Source organism: Phycisphaeraceae bacterium (assembly GCA_020851465.1).
In the GTDB taxonomy this organism is placed as follows: Bacteria; Planctomycetota; Phycisphaerae; order Phycisphaerales; family Phycisphaeraceae; genus JADZCR01.
On record JADZCR010000001.1, the window covers coordinates 525,073 to 549,022 of the forward strand.

Below are 23,950 nucleotides of genomic sequence, written 5' to 3' on the forward strand. Positions count from 1 at the left end.
TCTCAGATCAAAACCGGCGATGAACGCTCGTTCCACAGTCGAGGATGAATGATGTCACGGTTAATCGCCATCTCCTGGGGTGGAAGCGGTTTTAGGGCCAGCGTAAATCATCCAGAGATTTCTGGCATACACCAGCGAGCCTGCCGACTGGCCGAGGATGCCGACGATATCGCGCCGCCAGCAGAAATAGGTCAGCAGCATCACGCCGCCGATGAGGCTTCCCCACCAGAACCCAACGGGTACCACAGATTTCCCCTTTTTTTCACTGGCGAGCCATTGGAGGATCATGCGCGACATGAAGACGAGCTGACCGATTAGGCCGAAGGTCACCCAGAAAATACCCAGCCACGAGGTGATGTTGAACAGACGGAAAAGAAAGTTTTTTCGTGCGTTTTTCTGTTGAGAGTAGATCAAATCGAAAAACTGATTCGGCGTCAGCTTGCGCAGCCCCTTATCCGTTTCGATCACGATGATGTAATCGTTATCCGCGCGCTCAATCCTGATCGTCTGGTTGCGTCCCTCGTAGGGAAAAGAGAGGGTGGCCGCTTCGGGATCAACAGCAGAGGGTTCCGTGGCGGCAAGGGTCGTTGCCGCAGGCGCAGTCGCCGTGTCAGTGGTCACGTTCTGCGCAAGTGCGATACCCACGAGTGCAAGTGAAATCAGCAGTACGGTCATCTGCGAGGCACGCCGGACTGTCGGCAGGGAACAGGCGCGGAGAAGATTTGTCTCCCTCTTTCTATGCAGCCGCGCTATCCGTTCAAACCACAGCATTGATCCGAATCTCCAGAACTTTACGTGCTCTTTCCGGGCGATTGGGTCGTAGCGACCTCGCAAACGGGATTACGGTAACGCTTGAGCATCCATCGCATGACGAAACAGTCGTACAGCCCGACCAACGCGCGATCCCAGATGCCATATTTCGCCACGCCGGAAACTCGCGGCCGATGATTCACCGGCATCTCGATGACGCGCGCGCCGACCATGCTCGCATACACCGGCATGAAGCGATGCATTCCCTTGAACATGAGCGGGAACTGCCTGGCGATGTCAGCCCGGACGACGCGCGTCGTGCAGCCGGTGTCACGGATATGGTCATTGAGCATGAGCCTGCGGGTGGTTCGACCGACCCAACTGGTGATCTTGCGGATGATCGTGTCTTGTCGATTGGCGCGCAATCCCTGGGCCATGTCAGCCTCTCCGCTGCGCACCTTGGCGAGCATCGCAGGCAGGTCGGCTGGGTCGTTCTGGAGATCGGCATCGAGTGTGGCGACGTATTTTCCCCGCGAGGCTTGAATACCGGCATACATTGCCGCGGACTGCCCCATCGCTTTATCGCGGTGTAGCACACGGACCCATGATCGGCTTGCCGCCTGTTCCACGAGCCGCGCCATGGTCGCATCCTTTGATCCATCATCCACGATCACCAGTTCCGCGGCGATACCCGCATCAATAATGACCTGCTGAATCTCGGCAATCAGCGGCACGACGTTGCCCTCCTCATTGTGAGCAGGGACGACGATCGAAAGCTCAGGCGCAGGGACGAGGTTCGGCTCGGTCATTGGCGATGATGATAGGCAAAACGGTCTTGGTAAGACTTGTCGATCGAGACGCAGAGGACCAGACTCAAGGCTGGGCAGTGAATTAAAGATTCCATCTCAGGGGGTTACGGATTCCGAATCATACGGTCTGGTGCTAGGTGCCTGGACTCGATACAGCAGCAGCCCTGCCGTCGGATACCCCTGCACGATATGGACGGAATTAAGCGTCAGCGGAGCTGTCGATGGTCCTAATAGATAGAACGACTCACCTGCCACGCGGAGTTTTTCTACTCGATCGATGGTCAGTGAAGGCAGATAGCGGCCTGCGTAAAGGATAAAGGACGCATAAGCGCGTGAACTCTCAACCGGCTCCTGTGCGTCGGTGGATGGCACCCACCAATAGACCGGCGCGCTGCCAAGGCGTTCGTGTAATTCTCTGGCCTCTTCTCGAACGGGACTGTTGCGAGCTGCGCCGCGCGAGAAGGGGACGATCAGTGCTCCCAGAAACACTGCTCCCCATAAAGCCCAGAACGTCAGCGTTTTGGCCGGCCAATGCTTGATGAGCCAGCGGGTTCCCATGGCGATGATGACTAATAAGGAACCGGTGAGCACCAGCGCATAAATCCAGCCGGGGTCCTCGAATTGTCCGGGAGGAATACCCAGGGTTTCGAGCTTGATGTAATGCTTGAGCACCAGCGGGATGCAGAGTGTCACGAGAATCAGCAGCGCGGTGTGAGGCCAGCGCAGAAGCCGCCAGAATCGAGCAAAGCGGCCGTGTGCGGCCAGATCGACGTATTGATTGAACACCTCTCCGATGAGTACCGCCGCTGCTGCGATCGCTGCCAGCATCGCGCCGTTGCGCAGCGGTCCGGGTACCGCCATCAGGAAAAACATGGTCATGATCGCCCATCCCCAGCCGAGGAAAAGCCGCGTGCGCACACCCGTGGATGACGTGCTGAACGGCTGGACGATGGCGCCGATGAGCCAGAGCGTCCAGGGGATAAAAGCGAGAATCATCAGGGCATTTCGCTGGGCGATGACTTCCAGCAGTCGCGGGTAATCCAGCCAGTTGATCGGAACCCATTTCCACCAATCCATAGGCCAGGCGGAAGGATCGCGCCACGAAACGAACATGATCCAGGGGAGTGCCGTCAATGCCGCGATAAGCAGGGCCGCCAGCAGCCCCAGCACGTGATTGGTTCGTCCGGGACAAAGAAGCGTTATGAGTAAAATGGGCAGGGCAGCCGCCGCCAGCGCACCGGGGCCAAGTGACAGCACCGCAAATCCCATGATCAGTCCGCACACCGCCCAGCCGATGCCTTGGCGCGGGATCGAAGGCGTTGGTCGCAGCGGTCGCAACGCCCATAGAGCGGAAGCGATCGCCAGAACGGTCATTGCGCAGAAATAAATCGGCGGGGATGCGAGGCGGGAATAGTAGATGAGCACTGGATTGGTGGCGCAGACCATGCCCGCCACCGCAGCCGTGCGCAACCCGCCTACACTTTGGCCGGCCCAGAAGACCGAGGTGATCGTAATCAAGCCCATCAACACCGAGACAAGCCGCGCGCGAGAGATGAATTGACGAAGGCTGTCATAGTCCGTGTTGAGTTGGTCCAGCAGGACCAGATGAATCCATGTAATGCCTGGCGGTGCCTGGTACCGAGGCAGGCCGTGAAGGTGCGGCACCCACGGATCGAGGGAGTGAGATGAGATGCCGCCGGAATCCCGTGCATTTTCGATTGAGTGCAAAGAGGTCAGGAGCGTGTAGGCCTCGTTGCGGTCAATGACCGCCGGCCGCTGAATATTGAGTACCATCGCGGGTGCCGCCAGACTCAGGCACAGCAGCAGGAGCAGCCATGCGGCCAGTCGGTCCCTGTGTGTGGGTGGCCGTGAGCGTGCGGTGTGCGGCAGCGGTGCGGTGACACTTGGACGGCTGGGAGCAACTCCAGAGACGGCCTGATCCGTCGGAGCGGTGGAGATGGCGGGAGGGTTGTCAGTCTGTTCCGCCACGATGGAAGTTTAATCCGAAAGTCAAAAATTGCGCGGCGGTAAACATCACTCATCGAGCCGTACCGTGCGATCCCGGTCCGTGAGAGGGATGTTTGTGGGCTAAAGCCGCAGCGAGAGTTCGCAAGTCCTGATCAACCCGTTGCTGACGTTCCTGATCGAGGTTTCGATGGCCGAATCGTATTTCGTAAAAAACCTCCGTAAGCGAGATGACCGGGTCAAATCGCGCGGGATTGGTAGTCGCCAGTTGTTTGGCAAAGCTGAACGGACTCTGCCACGCGGGCCGGATGTGGCCGTGATGTTCCAGCAGGTCAAGCATCGTCAGATAAAAACGGAGTTGCCGCACCAGGCCTCGCCTCTGCTTACGGGGCATCGCGGTCAGTTGCAGTGCCACGAGTCGTCGGCGTCGGATGACCGCCATCCGAATCAGGCTCGCAATGCCGACGATGATAAAAAACCCGATCACGATGATGATGACCAGACTCGTCCCATCGAAGCTGAACTGTGAGGTGAAATTACTGACCTGCTTGTAAATCTGGAGCAGCCAGTGCGTCTGGGCACGGGCGACCTCTTCAAATTGTGCCCGTGTATCGGAGATCACACGATCACGCCGGCTCCGGTCGTAAGAAACCACGAAGTTCATCCAGGTGAACTCCAGGTGTTCGTACAACTCGCTGAGCGGACGGAACCAGGAATTTCCGCTGGCGTGCTGCGCCAGAAGTGATGCGGGCGGCGTGGGGTCGAACGAATGCCATCCATGCTCACCCAGATCGATTTCACACCAGGCGTGGGCGTCGCTCTGACGGATGAGATAGTAACCGCCGAGTCGGTTGTATTCCCCGCAGCGGTAACCGGTGACCAGCCGTGTCCGCATGCCCAGTGATCTCGTCATGGCCGCCAGTGCCGAGGCGAACAATTCGCAGTGGCCCTGCCTGCTTTTGAACAGAAACACCGCGATGGGGTCCGTAGTACCCGAACGGGGTGCGGGAGTGAGCGAGTAGGCGTAGTTACTGCGGAGGTAGTTGACGAGGATATTTGCTATCTGCTCATCCTGTGGCTCATAGGAATTGCGGATAGGTCGATCGAGTCCCGCATCACGGATCACCTTGAGTGTCAGGTCACGGATCGCATCCACGTTCGGATGCCAGCCGCTGGCGTAATAGCCGCCTGCGTTGTTTCCCTGCGGCAATTCCACTGCCGTGGTCAACCGTGTCCCCTGCACCGCCTTGTCAGCGTATTCCTGCGGAACGTTCTCACCGACCAGCAGCGGTGAACGGACCACGTAGCTCGTCACCCCCGACGCAATATCAGGATTAGCAAGCTGACAGTCACGCGGATTAAAGAGCACGGATCGGAGTTTTTCGCTGCGGATGTGGATGGGCGGATACAGGGAAAAGAGATGCCTTTGCGTGTTGTTCCGCAGGATGACTCGTGCTTCGAGGATCGAGGCGTTGCTGGGGAATGTCAGCAGGGATCGCCCCTCAGGGGGGAGGTCGATCGCGCTGTCGTAATTCGACATCCTGCCGCGCGACCAGGTGCGTGTGGTTGCGTCGTAATGATCCAGTGCTGCGCCACGGAGCAGCCAGCCGGGTTCGTCGTCGGTGAGCTCTCGACCGTTGAGCGAAAGTGTCAGGTGCATGGCCGGCTCAGAGTTGTTGCCGATGAGTTGACTGCTTCCCAGTTCGATCCGGGAATTGAAACCAACCTGTCGATCGACGGCCGGGGGCAGGAGATATTTATTGAGATTCGCGTTGGATGATCGCGGCGCAATGATGAAGACCAGCAGCCCGACGGCTGTGCAGACAATGCCGATGGTCAACGTCATCAAGCGGAAATGCCAGCGATGACTGCGACCGACCACTGGAGCGGGGCGGTGAATCTTGACCCCGGCGGGAGCACCGGCCTGGATGGCCTCCAGCACCAGGTCGCTGGTGATTTTGAGCTGGAAAAGCAGCACGGAGAAGAGCGCCAGCACGCAATACCCGATCAGCAGCAGTGCGTAGATCATCGATATGCTGATGACGCTGGCGCCGATCATCTGGAGCAGACTCAGTACGAGGATTTCGCCGTACTCGCGGTTGGACTTGCGGCTGTAAAGCAGCAGTACCTGGAGCCACATCGTGAAGTGACCCATCGCGACGATGATGTTGGAGTCCATGAAAATCAGGTCGACCAGCAGCCAGCCGACTGACGCACACGCTCCGAGCATGATCGTCCACTGAGGCAGCGGCCGGCCGGCGGGCCCCTCGACCACGTACCAGCTCAACGCACCAATCGCACCGGCGACCAGCAACAGGCCGGGATTCCGCTCCGCCATGCAAAATGCCACGATGCCCAGCAGCACCTGTACGTAAACGAGTCGTCGAAAGAGGAAGATCAGACCCATCGTTCCTCCTCGCGCAGTTGCTGGCGACGTGATCGCAGGCCGGGACGCGACATCAGAACCGGCGAGCCGTGTCCGTCGGTAAGCTCGGTGTATTCCTCCAGGTGAGCACTGCCCAACTGCGTCTGCCGTCCCGGAATCGATCCCGACGCCGCCCGGCCGGGTCGGATAAAAACGGATGGCTGCGCAGGTAGAGTCGGGCTTTTGACGGGTTTGCGATATACATCGAGCATTGCGAGCGACTCGAGCATCTTGGTCCGGTGAGGCAGGCTGTGATGAACAGGAAAAGCCATGCACTCGGCGCCCAGGACGATCAGGCCGGTCTGATACCCGTTGAAGTGAGCATCGCAGACCAGTGAAGCCGTGAGGCTGACCGCACGCTCATTTTCATCAAAGGGATCGACCAGAGCCTCGTTCGACTTGCCAAACCACCAGCGCCGCCGTCGTGCTGCCGTCGGCTTGGAGGGCGGCGGCAACTCCGAGAGGTCCAGCACGATCATGATGATCGGCGGACTCGGCTGGGTCATTTCCCGCGTTACCAGATCGCCCGTGCGGGCACTGCGCTTCCAGTCGATGGTCTTGAGGCTGTCCCCTGCTCGATAATCGCGCAGCCCGAAAAACTCCTCATGACCGCCGCCGCGCTCCAGATGTTTTTTCCCGGAAATCGGTGTCTCACTCAGACGGTGCAGTGTGCGACGATTCATCCGAAAAAGTCGCGGATAGACCAGCGCATCATCCGGCTCCGCCAGCTCGATTACTCGCCGCACGATCCCGAATGGAAAAGAGCTTGACACGATCACGCGGTCGAAGTGAAGCATGCCGCGACGGAGTGGCCAGCATGTCGCTTCCGCCTGGACAGCCTGATGAGGTCCGACGTGCAGGACCCAGCCGAACGGCCTGCCGCCCAGCCGTCGAGGCGACTCGACCAACGGCCCCTCAACGCGCCATCCCTGCCGTTTCGTACCCCAATCTTCGCTGATGACCAGACCAAACGACGGAAGCCATCGCTTGTGGTTCACGACGTGATAGCGCAAGGCCATCGGTTCGTTGGCGACAACGTGGCCGGGCAGCAGCCGCTCGACGCTCAAGCCGCGCATCATCATCCACGAAAGCGATAGTGAGACGACCAGCCCGCCGACCATCAGACCGAAAGCCCAGAACAGCATGTTTGCCTGAGTGAATCGTGCGACGATCAGCAGCAGCAGCGTCACGATCAGGTACATCGCCCCGCCTGGACCAACCTGGTAGTACGTCCGGATGGGGCGATTGGGCTTGGTCATGGCGAGTCGATTCTTCCGTGCCGCAGCATGTCATGGATGATAGCGCAACCCTTCCGCGGCAGTGACGCTGCCGCGTGCGGATCACCCTACTTTTTGAGCATTTCGCTCCCTGTCTTCATTGTCTCTTCAAGGATGTTCGGCTCCGCCCGGTAGGTATCGCGGCCCGGTGCCAGAACGATCAACAGTTGCTTGTCTCCGCCGGGCAGCGGCATTTGTTGCACAGCCGCCTGATATCCCGCGCAGCGTGCGACGACGAACAGCTCGTATTCGAGCAAGCCAGCGCCAGGCTCTTTGACCGCGATCTCGAACCGGCCGTTTTCATCAGTCGAGGCAGGTGTGAGTTTTTTTGGCTCGATCGATCGCGGATCAATCGTCAGCTCGATCTTCGCGCCGGGAAGTCCGCCCTGCTTGAGGCGGGAATCATTTTGACTCACAACGACGATGCCGGAAGACTGCCCTTCGACGACGATGCCGCGAACCATGTGACCCGCACAGCCGACGAGGACGGATGCGCTTAGCGATGCGAGAAAAACCACGATAGTCAGGCGCATCCGTGGATCAATCATGTCGTACTCGCAGCAGGTTTGAATTCGTCGGTGGGCGGTAAATCTTTGAGCGTTGTCAGGCCGAAGACTTCGAGGAATGTTTTTGTGGTTCCGTAGAGCATGGGGCGACCGAGTTCTTCGGCGCGACCGACGATCTTGACCAGATGTCGTTCCATGAGGCTGCGAATGACTTCACCCGAAGCGACTCCACGGATCGACTCGATGTCGGCACGGAGGATCGGCTGTTTGTAGGCGATGATCGCCAGCGTCTCGAGAGCCGCGGGTGTCAGTCGCGTGTCCTGCCTTGTCTTGTGCAGTGCGGCAAGCACATCGGCAAACTGCGGCAAAGTCATGATCTGCCAGCCGCCGGCCAGCGACTCGATGCGGAAAGAGCGTCCCGATTTTTCATAGGTGTCGTTAAGAGCGGTAATCGCAGCATTGATCGCCTTGGTACCGACCGCGTGGCCGGCGTCACTCATCAGCTCGACGAGCCGTGATGCGGGCAGTGCGCGATCCGTGGTCATGAGGATCGCTTCGACACGCAGCGCGATTTCCTCCGGTGGTTGTTGTGCAGTGGGGGCGTGCGCGACTTCAGGCTCAGCCGCCGGCTCCGCCGACTCGATCGCATCCTGCGTGGCTTGAGGTTGGCTCATGCCCCCATTGTACCCGTGAGCCGAAGCGGATTCATCGCCTGGACAGCAATATTCGCGTTTTCAGCGGCAGGGAGGATGTCCCGCCATGCCCGATCAGGCGAATGCGCCCGACTTTCGGAGATACACGACTCGCGGCTGGAGACCTCGGCCGGGGCAGGCGGTCGGGTTGATCTCCTGATGGGTCTTGATCCTGCTGACAGGGACGCGGTAGATGCGGGCGAGCTTTGCCACGGTGTCAACCAGTGAATTGACCTGTGCGTCAGTGGGTTGCTGAAGGTCGAAGTTTCCCAGACACATGACGCCTACGTTGTGCTCGTTGTTGGAACGGACATGCGCGCCCTGATAGCGGACGCTGCGCCCTTCCCAAAGCCGTCCCGAACGATCGATGATGTAGTGGTAGCCGATATCGCCGGCACGGAACATTCCCATGTGCGCGATACGGTCGTGTTCGATGAGGGCTGCGGTGGAGCGCATGTCGGTGACGGTGACTTTTTTCCAACCCTCGTGGTGGATGGTGATGCGGTCGATGCCACCCATCGGGTTGATGTGGTCCAACTCAGGCGCACCCTTGGCCCACTGTGATCGTGGAATGGCCTGGAGCGGACCGCTGAGGCTCTGTGACGGCTGCTTGGCGACTGGTGCCAGTGCCGGCGCTTGCTGCGGGGGTGCGACGTAGGACGGCTGCGAACGCGGAGTGGGAACGTAGCTGGCCTGACGCTGGGTATAGACCGGCGGGGCGGCTCCATCAGGACGTGGGCGGCCTGTCGGCCACTCAGGTCCAGGACGTTCCGCCCGCTGTTGATTCGAGCAGCCCGTCGTGGCGACGAGTAAACCCAATCCGCTCAACACCACAAACTCGCGCCGTGACAAGCCCATGACATCACTCCGGGTGCGCATTATCGCAGGAACAGGTTGAAATTGAACCGGGAACGGTTTGGCCGTCCGTGTCTTTGTTAGGATCGGTTACGCCACTGGTGAAACATTCAATTTTATGGGGTATATCCGTCATTTTCGACGGCCGATAATCAAATATGACGTTTAGTGAACCGTGGCGGTTCGTCGGGTGGGTGGCTGCGGCGTTTACACCCCTGAAACAGCCCCTTCAATCGCCGCAGGCATTTCCAGCGGCTCCCGCGCGACAGGAACCTGTTTGCGGACCACCACGATCATGTCGCGCGACGGATCGTCGCCTTTGGCTTCGACGAGAAAATCCCAACCGCGTGTCGCCTGGATCTGGTTGAGCAGTTCGATCCACTGGTAACGATGCTCCCACGCTGCCTCACCCGCTGGATTGGATGGGTCACCCGTCGCGGATTTCCGTTTTGAGAAAATCACCAGCAAGCCGCCGGGGATCAGCACACGCTTGGCCTCAAGAATGAGACCAACCGGGTTCGGATGAATCTCCAATTGATCGTTGATGACCAGCAAATCGATCTCCGCATCACTCAGCGGAAGTCGGCGCAGATCGGAGATCCAATCAAACCTCGGCATCCCGTCACTGCTGAGTGTCTCGTCTCCGCCTGATGAGTCCCCGCCAGTGAGTGCCGAGGCTTGGTGGGAGGTCTGCGCTGCCGGATATTTCTGATTCAGCACGCATCGCCGAGCCAGTTCAACATTCACCTGTTGTGGATCGAGGCCATCCAGTCGTACGCCGCGCAGCGCGAGCATGTGTGAAATCAGCCCCTCTTCCGCACCGACGATTACTCCGCGTCTAGGCATGCCTGCTTGTTTGATGATGTCCAGCAGGACTCCGACGCGAAGATTGACCCTCCGCTGGAGAATCTGATCGGTGGGGTAGGTGCCCCATTGACTGGCCGCAAGCGGCACGGGGGCTTTGACGGGTGGGACTGCGCCATCCTTGCTGAACCACCGCTTGTTCCACAGCAGGGGCGTGCCGTCGTATTGCCGCTTGATCTGATCCAGATCGGGAGCCAGCCGACAGAATCCCCATTTCCTGATAAAGATTTTGAGCGTCTTGTCGATGCCTTCGTCCGAGTCAGCCTCGGTCTTCCGGTCCATGCGGGCGGTATGGAAGTGAACAAACTCGATGTGCGGCACGGCAAAGCACCGCCAGCCCTTGAGCCTTGCCCGCAATCCCAGGTCTTCTGTCTGTCCGCGTAAAAATTCCTCGTCGTAGCCTTCAACGTCCTCAAAGACCTCTTTTTTCATGCAATGAAAGCAACCCATCGCATGATCCACCTCAAGCATGTATTTCACCGCATCACGCGGCAAGCCCGAACCGACATGCGAATAACCATTGGGATGGAGAACAAAGTCGCCGTAGGCATGAATCCGCCCGTCCGGTCGAAGCTGTTTGGGCGCGATGATCCCCAGCCGTGACGGACCTTGATCAAAGGCTGCACAGAGCTTCGTCACCCATTGCGGAGTCAGACACACGATGTCGCCGTCGAGCCGGACGAGAATCTCGCCGCGGGCCTTGCGTGAGAGAATATTCGCCACGCGGGAAAGGTATCCGCAATGTTCCGCTTCGATGAGTTCCAGAAAAGGCCGTCCGTCCGGCCAGGTCGTCAGCGCCCACTGACGAAGCGTCTCCAGGCTGTCATCTGTCGAGCCGTCGTCATAAGCGATGATCTCAAACGGCGTCGTGTCCGCCTTGAGTGTCTCACGCAAAGACCTGAGCAGATCACCCAGAAGATCCTGCTGGCCCGATTTGGAGCTTTCTCTCCCGTTGTTGAAGTTGGGGATCAGGATGGAGACGCGGGGCGAGCGCATGCCATGGTTATCGGTCGAAGCCAATCACGGAGGTAAATCGTGCGACCGTGAAAACTCACCCACCCCCGGATGGTTGTGAGGAAAGCCGCGACGGTGCTGAGCATCGGCGACGGGAGTCGTCCTGGATGGGCTTTAATCAAGCTGATCGTCCGTGGCCGTCGATGCACATCGGATGAGCATGACCACATCGACCATACCGACTGCTGCCCGACACTCTGCGCCTAAATGGGTGGTGAAGCGACTTCAGGGAGGCGTCGTGATTTTGCGATCGCCGTCGGCTGGTGAACCGGAGCCTGCCGACTGGATTTCGGTACTCAGCGGCTTTTTACACAGTTCACCGGGGGTGGTTTGTGTCGCTGCGAAACGGCTTGATCCAAGCGGGATGGTGTTTTCAATGGGTGAGTTTGTCGTGCATCCCAAAGGGTTTCATCATCACGGCGCGGGAGTCGATGGCCGGTGCTGGCGTTTTGTCGAGGAGGCAGACGTGGCGGCTGGCGGTGTGATGGCGATGGACGAAGCTGCATTCGATGCGGCGGGCGGCGAGGCTGCACTGGGTGGCGCACTGGGTGCGATCCATCTTGGTCTCAAGCTGCGTCAGCAGGGCGGGCGTTGTCTGATTGTGCCGCAGGCCGCAGTGGTGGATACCGTGACACCTGAGCCGTCCGACGAAGAATCACACCGTTTCCGCGACACATGGGGCTTTGATTGGAAAGCGGCGGACCTCGACGAAGTGCGGGCAGCACATCCGCGATCAGGTCTGCTCTGGAATGCGAGATTTCACGCACCGGGCATGCCGTTTGAAAAATACCGCGACCGCGGTGCTCTGGTCTGGGAGAGCTATCAGAAGGCGGACGTGTTCCGCAAACGCGCTCATCATCTGGCGAACCTTGCGAAACAGGTCTGCCCGCCCGGTGCAGGCGTACTGTTGGACATCGGCAGCGGGGACGGATTTTTCTGTCATCTCTTTGCCCAGCAGGGAGTCGAGATTCTGGGAGTTGATCCCGAACCGCTGGGAGTCGAGCAGGCGCAACTCCAAACCAGCAAACACACCTACCCCGGTAAGGCTCCGAGGTTCAAGGTTGGTCGCGGTACCGAGTTACCCGTGCCCGACGCTTCGGTTGCCGGCGTGTCGCTGATGGATGTGATCGAGCATCTGCCTAACCCGGTCGCGGTGCTGCGCGAGGTTGCACGGGTGCTCCGTCCGGGCGGGAAGTTCATGTGCGTCACGCCCTCATGGCAGTTCGGCGGCTCATCCGATGCGGTCTATCACCTCACCGAATACACCATGCAGGAACTCGTCCGGCAGATCGGCGCAATTCCGGGTCTGACCGTTGTGAACACAGGCGGCATCGGCGGCGTTTACCGCGACATCATCGTCATCGCGGAAAAACGCTAGAGCGTATCCGCCCCAAATGCGGTTGAGCTGATCCAGCAATTACCCGTCGAGTTTACGATTGGCAGGGACATCGAACCCGCTGTTCAGGGCGCAGGCGTCAAACTGACTGCACCGACCTGACCACGGGCGATGAGCACTCCATGCGCCGGCCCTGTCGGGACCGCCTGCACACCCTTGAGAGTGATTCCCGCGTCGCCAGCCTGACTGAGGAGCGTTTTTACATCGTTGGCTTGTGATGCCTCGAAGGGTACAAACCACAGAACCCAATCGTCCGCTTTGAGGTCGCGGGCATCGAACGACTCAGCTGCGCCCGCGCCCAGCAGCACGAGCGCATCTGCTTCTTCGTGGCTGGCCGCGATGCGCATCTGTGACCCGCGCGCGAGGAAGGTAAACCAGCCGTCGTCATCGCCATTGATTCGCAGTCGTGTATTGGCTGCAAAGTTACCCATTGCCTGACAGAACCACCGCGCTTCCTGCAGGGCGATCGGATCCTGCGTGCGAAGAGCTGCCTGCCAGTGGTCGCCCTGCGCAGCCGCGGAAACGTCGAGTGAAATCGAACCCATCGCCGACGGCGTGCCGCCGGGCCACTGCGAGACGTATTGGCCGTAGCGTTTGACCCATGCTGCGAGCATGAGGCTGTAAAACACGGGCATGAGTGTGTTCGATTCGTACTGCCCGCCCCGCAGATACTCGCGCCACGCGGAGGAGTAGATGGAACGGGTTTGCCCGTCGGTCTGGTTAAAGAGTTGCGCCATGCGGTCGGCGTTCTGCGAAATCCAGAGACCCAGCGGTGGGGTGAATCCCTTTTTCGGTCGGTCGATCGCCTCGGCAGGCACATATCGCCTCGCCAGCTCCAGCAAAACCCATTTATTCCGTCGTCCCTCAGGGCTTCCGGGAATGTCGTGAATCTTCATCGACTCCGGCAGTGACAGCAGGAAATTGACGACGCGATAGTCGAGCAGCGGATTGCGCGCTTCGAGGCTGCACGACATCGTCATGCGTTCTTCGAGGCAGATGAGATAGTCTGCAAGGTTGGTTTTCACATCGGTGTAGAGCACGTTGTTGAGTCGCCCGACACGGGTGAGATGACGATTCCAGAAGGGGAGCAGGTCCGCTGCCGGCGGGCCTCCCGCGCGGATCGCGTCACGCATCTCATCAGAAAAGATGACCTCCCGTCCGCGAGGCCAGGCGACAAAGCTGCTCGCCCGCAGATAGGTGAACAGATCGTCAAACGCAGCAGCGTAGCGCCGCGACCCGGACCGCGCTGCTGCGGGTTGATCGATGATCCAGTTGTAGCGCCCCGGATAGCCCGCCGCCAGTTCATCACCGCCCTGACCAGTGAGCACGACCACGAGTTGCTCGCGGGCCATTTGTGCGAGTTTCCGCATGGAAAACATGGTGAAATTACCGAACGGCTCATCGTGGAACTGTGCGGCATCATCCACCATGGCCATGAAATCCCCGCCTCGGACAGCGCGGGTGAACCACTCGCAGTTGTGACGCTGCGCAACCATCTGGGCGTAAGGCAGCTCGTTGTGGTCCGGCGATTCGTCAAAGCCGATGGAAAATGCCTTGACGCGCTCACCCTTTTCGCCGCTGACTTTCGCCGTCAATGCGGTGATAAGTGAGGAGTCGATACCGCCGCTGAGCAGGCAACCGATCGGCACATCGCTGACCATGCGCATCCGAACCGCGTCGGTGAGCAGATCGTCGAGATGGTCAAGAACTTCGCCGGGATCGGTCGGCACCGGGGTGGGAACAAAATCCCAGTAGGGTTTGCTCGCCCATGTCCATGCACCCGCATCGAGCGTCAATGTATGACCGGCGGGTAATTTTGCGATGCCTTGAAAAATCGTGCGTGGCGAGAGGATGTAGCCGCGGGCGAAGTATTGATCCAACGCGACAGCATCGACGGGAAACTTTCGACCCAGATATTCAAGGATCGCCTTCAACTCGCTGGCGAAAACAAAAAGCTCATCGTCAGCGAACCAGTAAAGCGGCTTCTTCCCCAGCCGGTCGCGCACGAGCAGGAGCGACCGCGCAGCAGTGTCCCAGAATCCCAGGGCGAACATGCCGTTCCACTGTTCGATCGCGCCGGGTCCATCATGGATGAGCGATTGCAGGACGACCTCGGTGTCACATTGGGTCGTCAGAGTCAGCCCCGCAGCACGGTAGTGCTCCTGGAGTTTTCGGAAGTTGTAGATCTCGCCGTTGTAAACCAGTCCGTAGCGTTGATCGGGCGAAACCATCGGTTGCTGGCCGTGAGTCAGATCGAGCACTTTGAGTCGTTGATGGGCCAGAGCGACGCCGCCGGCGGGGGGTATCCACAGGCCTTGTTCGTCAGGTCCGCGGTGGCGGAGCGTGTCACGGGCGGCGACGACACGTGCGGCATGGAGTTGCCGCCGGGAGTCACGCAAGACGACGCCGAAGATCCCGCACATGAAGAGTTTCCAATGGAAGAGAGGCGCGATTTATCCGCAGGAGTTATCGGCCCGTGAGGGAAATTCGCTTGCGAAATGGCGTCAAACCGAGGTCTTACTCACGGCTTATTTGTGAATGATCCTGTCGGGGGTTGTCTGCAAAAAAGAAGCGGCGGCCGTTCGGCCGCCGCTTCCGCATCAGTGATCGGATGCCTACGATTGGTGCAGGCGATCCGGACTTGGGACTAATTAACCTCGCAGCAACTGCAACACGCTCTGGGGAGAGCTGTTGGCCAACTGGAGGACGTTCGTTGCCGCGCTGACGAGGATCTGCGACCGTGTGAGCTGCGCGGTTTCAGCCGCGAAGTCGGTATCACGGATCGAGCTTTCGGCAGCACTGGTGTTCTCCAGCGAGACACCCAGCGAACGGATGGTCGCACCGACGACGTTCTTCTGGAATGCGCCGAGGCGGCCGCGGAGACTCGAGATCTGATCGATCGCCTTGTTGACGACCTTCTGAGCCTTCTCGAGGTTACCATCGACCACGTTTTGCGACTGGCCGGAGCCGATGGTCGAAAGGTAGCCGTTGGTGGTGTCACCCAGGTTGCGGGTCGTGACGTTTTTCACGCCGATGCTGACCTGGTTGAGGATATCGACGTTGGGGCCGAGGTTGAACTTGGCGCCGCCGCCGGTGATGGTGAACGCGGTGAACGCACCCAGGACTTGCGACGCGCCGCCGCTGAGGGTCACTGAGAGGTCCAGGAAGTCGGTGTTGATACGGGTCGTGCGGCCCTTGGAGGTCGCCGAGATGCCGTTGATCGTCGCACCGAGGTCGGATCCCGCATCCTTGACCGCGTTGGTCAGAGAGCTGAAAGCGGTCTGGCTTGCAGTGGTGTAGGTGTTTTCATTGCCTGCGGAGGCGAAGAACACCGCACCGGCCTGACCGCCACGGTTGGTCAGTTTGAACGAGACGAACTGGTCTGAGCCGTACTCATCGCTCTTAAGCTCGATGTAGTTACCGCTGGCGACCGCCGAGACGCCCGTGACTGACTTGAAGGTGTTGACCGCCGAAGCGATCGCACCCAGCGTGGTACCCGAAGCGAAGGAGAATTGGCGTGAGCCTTTGGCGCCGGCCAATTCAAACTCGAACGTGTCCGTCGCCGCAGTCAGGTCGAGCGAGGAGCCGCCCGCTGACAGGAACAGCGATCCGTGCTCAGCCGAGTTGGTCACGACGACCTGGACGGCACGGGTCTGGCCGTATTCGAGCTTCGAGGCATTGATCTGGAAGTCCTGGACCTTTACGCTCTGACCGGTGATGTTGAAGTCATACGTGCCGTTGAGGAGCTTGACGCCCTCAAAGCTCGTGGTCGAAGCGATGCGGTCGATGGTCTGCAGAATCGAATCGATCTGCAACTGGTTGGCCTGACGTTCCTCGTTGGAGAGGCCGGCCGCGTTGGCGGACTGGCCGACGAGGTTCTGGACCTCCAGCAGCAGGCCGTTGATTTCCTGCAAGCCACCCTCGGCGATGTTGACGACCTGGTCGGCACGTTCCGCGTTGTTGATCGCGGCGCCGATGGCGGTCTTTTCCGAGCGAAGCTTTTCGCTGGCGATGAGGCCGGCGGGGTTATCGGCCCCGCGGTTGATCGCCAAGCCGGTGCTCAGACGCTCCAGAGACTTGGTCTGGAGAATGTTCTGCTGGCCCAGAATGCGCTGGGCGAGCAACGAGCTGACGTTAGTGTTGATGCGACTCATGGTAGGAGTGTCCTCCGTGATTAAGGGTTTCGAAACATCCCTGGGAACAAGGGCATCCTGCCCATGGTGAAGTCAGATTTTCCAAATCCGATCCGACGACTTTCTGATGCGCTTCCCAAGCCGCTGATGCTACGGTTGGCTCAGGCGGGCTCCTTTCCGGGTGGAGCCCTTGAGGGGTCGGGTGGGTTCATGCCATGCGACCTCTCCTTTCCGCGGCCCCTGCCCTGGGGCGCTGGCGAGGCGGCGGGCGATTGTCCGCCGGGGCGGCGGAGTCACCCATCGCAAACATCCCTGACTCGTCTGTTCCAATCTTCATGGCTTTGACCTTTGGCTCATGGTTGTTCGGAGCTTCCTTCAGCTTGCGACCAACCCAAGTCAAAACTTTTCTTATCGGAACCGCTCTGGCATGCCGGTCCCGCAGAGCGCAACCTTTGCCGCTCCGACCCGAACCATCGGCACAAACCGCGCTACCCTTAACCACCACCCAATCGAAAAAGTGAAAATATCCGGCACAAACGGAATAAACTCCCGCCCTCACAACGAAAATGCCCCAAACCTCCGCCCTATCCACCAAAGAGGGGAGTTATCCGGACGTGGATATGCGTGAATAAAAAAAGCGACCCGCCGTGAAGCGGGCCGCCTTCGTGTTTAGACCGAGTCGGAGCCGGTTACTGCTCCGTCACTCTCGGATCAGCCGGAGCTTAGCTGAGCAGTTGAAGCACGCTCTGGGGAGCCGAACGTGCCAAGGCCACGGATGACACCGCAGCCTGCACCAGGATCTGCGAACGGGTCAGGTTCGCGGTCTCGCTGGCGAAGTCCGTGTCACGGATGGCGCTCTCAGCAGCGCTGGTGTTCTCCAGAGCCACGCCTAACGCATTGATCGTTGAACCGACCACCTGTGACTGGAAGGAACCCAGTCGGCTGCGGAGCTGTGAAACCTGGTCGATCGCGCGATCCACGATCTTCTGGCCGGTTTCGAGGTTACCGCTGATCAGGTTATAGGTCTTACCGGATCCCAGATCACCCAGGAAGCCGACGGCACTGGTGCCCAGCTTGCTGGACTTGACGTCACCGATACCCAGGCGGACCTGGCTGTTGACATCGACGGTCGGACCGATGCTGAACTTGGCACCGCCGCCGGTGATGTTGAACGCGGTGAAGGATCCGAGCGTCTGAGCGCCTGTGGTGCTCAGGTCGAGGGAGAGCGCCAGGGCGTCGGTGTTGACGCTGACGTTCTTACCTTTGCCGCGAGCTACGACGCCGTTGACGATGGCGCTGACATCCGCACCGGTGTCACGAACCGCCGCTGCCCCCGAAAGCGCGGTGAAAGCGGTCTGACCGGTAGTGGTGTAGATGTTTTCGTTACCCGCGGAAGCGTAAAAGAGGCCGCCCGCCTGCCCGCCGCGATTGGAGAGCTTGAACGAGACGAAATCGCTTGAGCCGAAGTCCGTGGACTTCAGCTCGATGTAGTTACCGCTGGCGACCGCCGACACGCCGGTAACCGACTTGAAGTTGTTGATGCTCGTGGCGATGCTCGCCAGCGTGGTACCCGAGGAGAAGCTGAAGTTACGGCTGCCCTTGGAACCACCAAGCTCGAACTCAAAAGTAGAGCTGGCGGTGGTCAGGTCCAGAGCCGTGCCGCCCGCCGAGAGGAACAGCGAGCCGTGCTCTGCCGAGTTGGTGATCACGGTGTTGACCGTGACCGTCCCGCCATGCGTGATCTTCGCGCCGTTGACCGACAGGTCGGTCACGTTGGCGTGCTGACTTGAAATCTGGAAATCCAGTGAGCCGTTGAGCAGCTTGGTGCCCTGGAAGCTCGTGGTCGAGGCGATCCGGTCGATCGTCTGAAGGATCGAATCGACCTGCTGTTGATTGGCCTCTTTTTCAGAGGTGCTCAGGCCGGCATCGCTGGCGGTGGTGGTCACGAGGTTCTGCACCTCCAGCAGCAGGCTGTTGACTTCCTGCAGGCCGCCCTCAGCGATGTTGACGAGCTGATCGGCACGCTCGGCATTGCTCAACGCAGCCGAGATCGAGGTCTTTTCCGAGCGCAGCTTTTCGCTGGCGATCAGGCCGGCGGGGTCGTCCGCTCCGCGGTTGATCCGCAGACCGGTGCTCAGACGCTCGAGCGACTGGCTCAAGCTTTTGTTCTGGTTACCCAGAACGCGCTGGGCGAGCAGCGAGTTGACGTTCGTGTTGATTCGACTCATGACATTTTTCTCCCGGAGAACGCTTGGCGCTTACGACTCGAGGGGTTCGCCCGACACAGGCGACAGACATGGTCAGCGAGGTCGTTCGATAAAAAGCGCTGCGGTCGTCCTCCCGATTTTTTTCCCTGGCTCCGATTCGATCCGGGACACGCGCCCGAAGTTTGTTGACGCAAGGGCGCGGCAGGGGAACCGTGCCTCCACGTTTTGGACTCCGTCCGTCGTTCTCGCGAGTCGTCGCCTGGCGGACCACTCCGAGTTCCACCCCGCCTTGGCCGTCTGACCGGATCGGGCGAGGGACTCTCGACGAATCGGAAGAGGCCGCCCTCCGCATCAGCACAGAAATCACAAATCCCTGATTTCACGCAAAGTCCGCCCGCACAGCCGCGCATCGCGCCATAGCTGCGCCGTTCGTCACGCGCGACAGATTTTTCCCAGACCGAATAAACGGCCACGCGGGAACAGCCGATTGCCGCATCACCCACGAACAAACCGCGATTTGTCGTAATCACCCGCGTTCAGAACAGCCAAAGCAGCCGCGCAATCGCCTTTCGCGCAGCAAAAAGAGAGGAACGCTGACACGCGCTGGCTTTCGCGCGCGGTCTGCGAGCATGAGCGTTTCGAGCTTGTGTTTTTCGAGTCGTGCTTACTTCGCCGGCTCAGCAGGTGCTGCGGGCTTGACGATTGTCGCCGTCACTGTGACCGTCAGCGGCTTCTCGCCGTCGTCATATTTGCCGGCGGCTTCGGCCTTGGCGGTGTCGGATCGGCCTTCCGCGTCGGTCGTCTCAAAATAAAAGGTTTTCTTCGTCAGGTCGTAGCGCAGCCGCGGCATGAAATAGAAGTCATTATCTCTCGTGGTGCCTTCGAGCTTGTGCTTTTCGATGTTGCCGTCCTGATCCTTGGTCTCCGGCGCCATCACGTTGCTCTTGGTCACGGTGGACTTGCCGAACGACCAGAGATTGATCCCGCCGCTGCCGATGGTCATGGGCATGTCAAACTCATAGGTCGTGCCGTTGGGCTGCGCCGCCGTGGCTGCGTGAGTGGTGTGGTAGTTGATTGCCTCCGAGGCTTCGATTTTGAAGTGGACCAGCGTGGCGCGGGGATTGATCTTGTTGCCGTCAAACTCCGCGTATTCAGCGTCCTGCTCCTGCAGAGGGCCGGTGCTGCCGTCGGTGTTGACGAGGAAGTGGAAATCCTCGTTGCCTCCTCCGGAGTTGTAGAGATTGTCAACCGGGTACCAGCCGGGAATCGCTTTGAACTTCTGCGGAATGCTGTTGAAACCCATGCTGTAAGGGGGGATCAGCCCGCTGATGAAGTATTCGCCGGTCTGCGTGGAGTTGGCGTTGTAAACGATGTCCACCGTGTTGAGTTTGAGCGTGGTATCGCCGGGCTTGAAGCCGGTGACCATCGTGTGCTTCTCACCGCCGAGCGTCACGGAGTCCACGCCAGTGCCTGCTTCGTTGATGGTGAACGCGAAATCGCTGCCGTTTTCGCCCGTGTTGTGGTAGAAGTCGAGGTTGTAAGTGTGCCCCGCCTTGAGGTCCTTGATCACCAGCGGCTGATCGTCCTTGGTGAACTTGACAGCAGGGTCCGAGCTTACGCTGTCTGAATACTGGCCACCCGCGAGATTGGGAAAGCCGTTCATGTCGATCGTGATGTCCACCGCCGACGCCGCCGAAGCCAGCGTCAGGCTGATGATGGCTGCTTTGAACATGGAGATACCCCTTTCATTTCTGATGAGCCAGCCTCACATGAGCCAGCGTGAAACCTTACACCGTAACCGAGTTGATCCTCTTCTCCAAGTCACACGCCAATCGAGAAAGCGGTGATTCCAACCTGCTTACGCGATTGGCCCCTTGCCCGGGTCCGCATCGTCATCGAGATCCTGGTATCGCTCCGTTTCGGAGTCCGGCCGCACGCTGCCCGGCGAGGCGCCCGCGACCCCCGGAACGTGCGGCCGCCCCTGGATGTCCTGGATGTAGGCCATCGTTCGGTCCAGCTCACGCTTCAGATGCCGCACACGCAGGAGCGACTTGACGCGCGTGATCAGCTCAAGTTTGTTGACCGGCTTGGTGAGAAAATCATCGGTACCCGACTCGACACCGCGTTCGATGTCACCCAGCTCGTTCAACGCTGTCACCATCATGATGGGGATGGACCGGGTGGCAGGGTCTTCCTTGAGCTTTCGACAAACCTCAAACCCGCTCATCCGGGGCATCATCACGTCCAACAGGATCAAGTCAGGGATGGCTGTGCCTGCTGATGAGCCTGAACCCGCCTCAGCCAGTGCGGTCTCAACGATCTTCATCGCCTCCACGCCGTCACCCGCGGTGATCGTTTTGCAGGGCAGTGCTTCCAGATAGGCCTGCAGCAGTTCCACGTTCTGCGTGTTGTCGTCCACCACCAGGATGGTTGACTGGCGCAGGTCCAGATCCGCCGTATGGTCTGCTGCGGTGACAGGGTCGGCTGTTGGATGGGGGGTGCTCATGGGTTGCATCCTTGCCGGTTGGGACAAAGTTCGCATCTCCAGTTTCGCTGGAACGACGTTCCGTACGGACGCTCTGATTGATGCGCCACCTGATCGATTGGGTTGGGTACCCAAGGGTGACGTCTTAATAAGGTGATAGTACCCGGACAACGCGCAGTCGTCGATAGCGATTGCCTTCCTCTGCGGCCAAGCTCAGTCCAGATGGATGGATAGCTTTGCCGTGAGTAATCACAAAGGTTGTCTCATGAAATATTTGTAACGAAATGGCTGGTTGTTGCTAATCACGAGGTTTATGGTAAGATATTGTGAGTTAACAGCTGGCTCCAGACCTCGTGCCAAATCGGCACCCAGCGACGGAGGCTGGGGGATCCGTGGTCGGGAGTCTGGCTGGAGTGCATGTCGGTCGGCGTGTTGGGTTTCACCCTGCCTGTGAAACGTCTCCGATTGTCACAAGCCAAGGAAAATCGGAAGGTTACGTTCGATCGAAAAAATATTCCCGCAGTGTAAACCTGCGGATGGTTCGTGCGTATAAGTGCATAACCAAGGACGCCTTCCGGCGAAAACACCATGAGTCGCAGTGTTTCAACTCGTCTGGCTTGGAATGACCGCTGGTCACAACCGACTCTCGCGCAGTTGGTCGATCCTCTTAAGTCTCATCACCGTCGAGTTTTCGATACGCTTTTGCTTCAATTTAACGAGCTGGCGTCGGTGAATCAGTCCATCATCTGGTATGGCCCAGCCTGGAAGTGGACCATCCACTACACGCTCGCGCTCAAACCCGCCAAAGGCTCAAAGTCTGTCGAACCTGAAACCCTCGCCTATCTGGTTCCCCGTGTCGAGGCCCCGATGGTCTGCGTGCCCTTGAGTGACGCGGTGATTGAAAAGCTGCCGATGCACCGGCTCAGCAAGTTCGTGCGCGATGGGGTCAAAATGGCCAAGTGCGCGGTCGCCATCCACTGGGCCTGCTGGACCCCCGCGACACTCAGCGAGGTCGGCCTGATCATGGACCTGGTCAAACGCCGCCACAAACTGGTGGTCAATCCAAAAGAGGCCGCCAAAGACGCCGCGGAAAAAGAAGCAGCCGCTGAGCGATAAAACCTCGTTAGAAATCCCTCTCCAGCCGGGCTGCCTCCCGTGGGGAAGTGACCTTCCCCCGCAACAGCACCCGCTTTGACCGCCTCCTGATCCGCTGAGACTGATCCGCTGAGATAGGGACGCCTCCGTATCCGAAACGAAACAGCCCGTCCGGGGAAACCCCCGAACGGGCTGCTTTTTTGGTCTGTCGTTACGCTGGTTCGTCGTTGCTGCGACGAGTTTCCGGCTTAATAAACCAGAGCAGTCGCATCTTCGATGACCTCGATCACCTGGCGCACGTGGAAGGGCTTCTTCAGGTAGCCGTCAAAGCCGTTCTGGATCAGTCCGTGCGCCTGACCGTCGGTGAGTTTGCCGCTCATGGCGATCACCTTGGTCAGTTGCAGGTCCGCATTTTCGCGGACGAGCTTGATGACTTCTTCGCCGTTGATGTCACCCAGGTGCATGTCCAGAAGCAGGACGTGCGGGCGGAATTTTTCGCACTCGACACCTGCTGCAAAGCCGCTGTGTGCGGTCTTGACTTCGTAGTTGGCTTGTTCGGTGAGCACCTTGTTGAGCACGTCCACGATCTCGCTCTCGTCATCGACGATGAGCACGCGGGTTTTGCCGCTCTGGAGGCCGTCGAGCGGGATGTTGTGGGTTTTCATGAAACGGATCAGCGCATTGAGCGGGATTCGCCGGTCTTTCGAGCCGGGGATGCGGTAGCCGCGGAGCTGACCCGAATCAAACCACTTGGAAACGGTGCGAGGCGCGACGTTGCAGATTTTGGCGACCTCTCCGGTCGTCAAAATGTCTTTTTGGCGAGGCATAGCTGTTGACCTTTCTCCAGAAACCTCCGGCAGACCTCCATGTCGGGTGCCACGCGCACCTCGACAGAAATGAACATCGGCCAGTGTCGGAGTCGGGTTAATCGTCACGACGGGAAAATGTGGAGCCACGGGTGGGATCGGCCCCAAGCGTTCAGCCGGGAGTTTCGGCGTAATCGCTAAGGTCCTCGTCCTGTTATCCGCCGGAAACAGGGGGGATCAAAGCCAGCTCGTCGCCATGCGTCAGGACATGATCCGCCCCGACGTAGGCCTGATTGACCGCCGGCGCAAGCCTGCCGGAAAACTCACGCAGCGCAGGATGCTGTGACTCGATGGCGTGCAGAGCATCCCGCACGCGCGAACCCTCAGGTAAATCGAGCGAAGCCTCACGCTGGCCGGTCTTGGTCGCCAGCACCGCAAACATGAGCACACGAATAGTCACGAGATCATTCTACGGGATCGCTTCGCAAGCGGCTGCACGCACGCTGCTTCAGACAGACGATCAGACAAAAGGTTGACAAGCCGCGCCGCCCGTGATGGGCGGCAATCTTTCAGACCCGTCGCCGCGAGGCGATCAGGAGTCCGCCCAGAGCCAGCAGAGCGAAGCTCGCCGGTTCGGGAATGGGGACGACATCGTAGGTCAACACCAGGTC

Annotated in this window: 19 protein-coding genes; 2 read left to right on the top strand and 17 right to left on the bottom strand. The window is 59.5% G+C overall.

What is annotated here, in order from left to right; genetic code table 11:
* Window positions 1–60 precede the first annotated feature (60 nt).
* From IT444_02020 to IT444_02060, 9 genes are all read right to left on the bottom strand, one after another.
* On the bottom strand, window positions 61–675 hold the full coding sequence (locus IT444_02020; GenBank protein ID MCC7191533.1) for a lipid-A-disaccharide synthase N-terminal domain-containing protein: 615 nt from the start codon (window positions 673–675) through the stop codon (window positions 61–63).
* Between the two features lie 116 nt (window positions 676–791).
* A complete protein-coding gene (locus tag IT444_02025) occupies window positions 792–1,559 on the bottom strand; it encodes a glycosyltransferase family 2 protein (protein ID MCC7191534.1) in 768 nt (255 codons plus the stop codon).
* A 96-nt stretch (window positions 1,560–1,655) separates the two neighbouring features.
* Window positions 1,656–3,548 (bottom strand): hypothetical protein, encoded by a 1,893-nt coding sequence (locus IT444_02030; protein ID MCC7191535.1) that lies wholly within the window; start codon window positions 3,546–3,548, stop codon window positions 1,656–1,658.
* Between the two features lie 49 nt (window positions 3,549–3,597).
* The gene (locus IT444_02035; GenBank protein ID MCC7191536.1) at window positions 3,598–5,931 is read right to left on the bottom strand and encodes a DUF3488 domain-containing protein; all 2,334 of its coding nucleotides are present in this window, start codon (window positions 5,929–5,931) and stop codon (window positions 3,598–3,600) included.
* On the bottom strand, window positions 5,922–7,208 hold the full coding sequence (locus tag IT444_02040; protein MCC7191537.1) for a DUF58 domain-containing protein: 1,287 nt from the start codon (window positions 7,206–7,208) through the stop codon (window positions 5,922–5,924). Before IT444_02040 ends, IT444_02035 begins: the two co-directional genes overlap by 10 nt.
* A gap of 86 nt (window positions 7,209–7,294) precedes the next feature.
* The gene (locus IT444_02045; protein MCC7191538.1) at window positions 7,295–7,759 is read right to left on the bottom strand and encodes a hypothetical protein; all 465 of its coding nucleotides are present in this window, start codon (window positions 7,757–7,759) and stop codon (window positions 7,295–7,297) included.
* Window positions 7,760–7,770: 11 nt separating this feature from the next.
* A complete protein-coding gene (scpB, locus tag IT444_02050; GenBank protein MCC7191539.1) occupies window positions 7,771–8,406 on the bottom strand; it encodes an SMC-Scp complex subunit ScpB in 636 nt (211 codons plus the stop codon).
* A gap of 93 nt (window positions 8,407–8,499) precedes the next feature.
* Window positions 8,500–9,282 (bottom strand): N-acetylmuramoyl-L-alanine amidase, encoded by a 783-nt coding sequence (locus IT444_02055; GenBank protein ID MCC7191540.1) that lies wholly within the window; start codon window positions 9,280–9,282, stop codon window positions 8,500–8,502.
* Window positions 9,283–9,486: 204 nt separating this feature from the next.
* A complete protein-coding gene (locus IT444_02060; protein ID MCC7191541.1) occupies window positions 9,487–11,139 on the bottom strand; it encodes a glycosyltransferase in 1,653 nt (550 codons plus the stop codon).
* Between the two features lie 178 nt (window positions 11,140–11,317).
* Here IT444_02060 and IT444_02065 point away from each other — a divergent pair, with 178 nt between their 5' ends.
* Window positions 11,318–12,535, top strand: a complete 1,218-nt coding sequence (locus tag IT444_02065) for a class I SAM-dependent methyltransferase (GenBank protein ID MCC7191542.1) — start codon at window positions 11,318–11,320, stop codon at window positions 12,533–12,535.
* A gap of 83 nt (window positions 12,536–12,618) precedes the next feature.
* On the opposite strand, the gene asnB is transcribed toward IT444_02065, so the two are convergent.
* From asnB to IT444_02090, 5 genes are all read right to left on the bottom strand, one after another.
* Window positions 12,619–14,976, bottom strand: a complete 2,358-nt coding sequence (asnB, locus tag IT444_02070) for an asparagine synthase (glutamine-hydrolyzing) (protein MCC7191543.1) — start codon at window positions 14,974–14,976, stop codon at window positions 12,619–12,621.
* A 228-nt stretch (window positions 14,977–15,204) separates the two neighbouring features.
* Window positions 15,205–16,707 (bottom strand): flagellin, encoded by a 1,503-nt coding sequence (locus IT444_02075; protein ID MCC7191544.1) that lies wholly within the window; start codon window positions 16,705–16,707, stop codon window positions 15,205–15,207.
* A 701-nt stretch (window positions 16,708–17,408) separates the two neighbouring features.
* A complete protein-coding gene (locus IT444_02080; protein MCC7191545.1) occupies window positions 17,409–18,914 on the bottom strand; it encodes a flagellin in 1,506 nt (501 codons plus the stop codon).
* Window positions 18,915–19,557: 643 nt separating this feature from the next.
* The gene (locus IT444_02085; protein MCC7191546.1) at window positions 19,558–20,625 is read right to left on the bottom strand and encodes a hypothetical protein; all 1,068 of its coding nucleotides are present in this window, start codon (window positions 20,623–20,625) and stop codon (window positions 19,558–19,560) included.
* 126 nt (window positions 20,626–20,751) lie between these two features.
* Window positions 20,752–21,399, bottom strand: a complete 648-nt coding sequence (locus tag IT444_02090; GenBank protein MCC7191547.1) for a response regulator — start codon at window positions 21,397–21,399, stop codon at window positions 20,752–20,754.
* 567 nt (window positions 21,400–21,966) lie between these two features.
* Between IT444_02090 and IT444_02095 the strand changes: the two genes are divergently transcribed.
* Window positions 21,967–22,494, top strand: coding sequence for a hypothetical protein (locus IT444_02095; protein MCC7191548.1), 528 nt, complete (start codon window positions 21,967–21,969; stop codon window positions 22,492–22,494).
* A 227-nt stretch (window positions 22,495–22,721) separates the two neighbouring features.
* On the opposite strand, the gene IT444_02100 is transcribed toward IT444_02095, so the two are convergent.
* The 3 genes from IT444_02100 to IT444_02110 all read right to left on the bottom strand — a co-directional run.
* Complete coding sequence (locus tag IT444_02100) at window positions 22,722–23,300, bottom strand: response regulator (protein MCC7191549.1); 579 nt, start codon at window positions 23,298–23,300, stop codon at window positions 22,722–22,724.
* Window positions 23,301–23,493: 193 nt separating this feature from the next.
* A complete protein-coding gene (gene moaD, locus IT444_02105; protein MCC7191550.1) occupies window positions 23,494–23,739 on the bottom strand; it encodes a molybdopterin converting factor subunit 1 in 246 nt (81 codons plus the stop codon).
* Window positions 23,740–23,848: 109 nt separating this feature from the next.
* Window positions 23,849–23,950, bottom strand: a 102-nt coding sequence (locus tag IT444_02110) for a PEP-CTERM sorting domain-containing protein (GenBank protein ID MCC7191551.1), incomplete at its 5' end; no start/stop codon positions are given.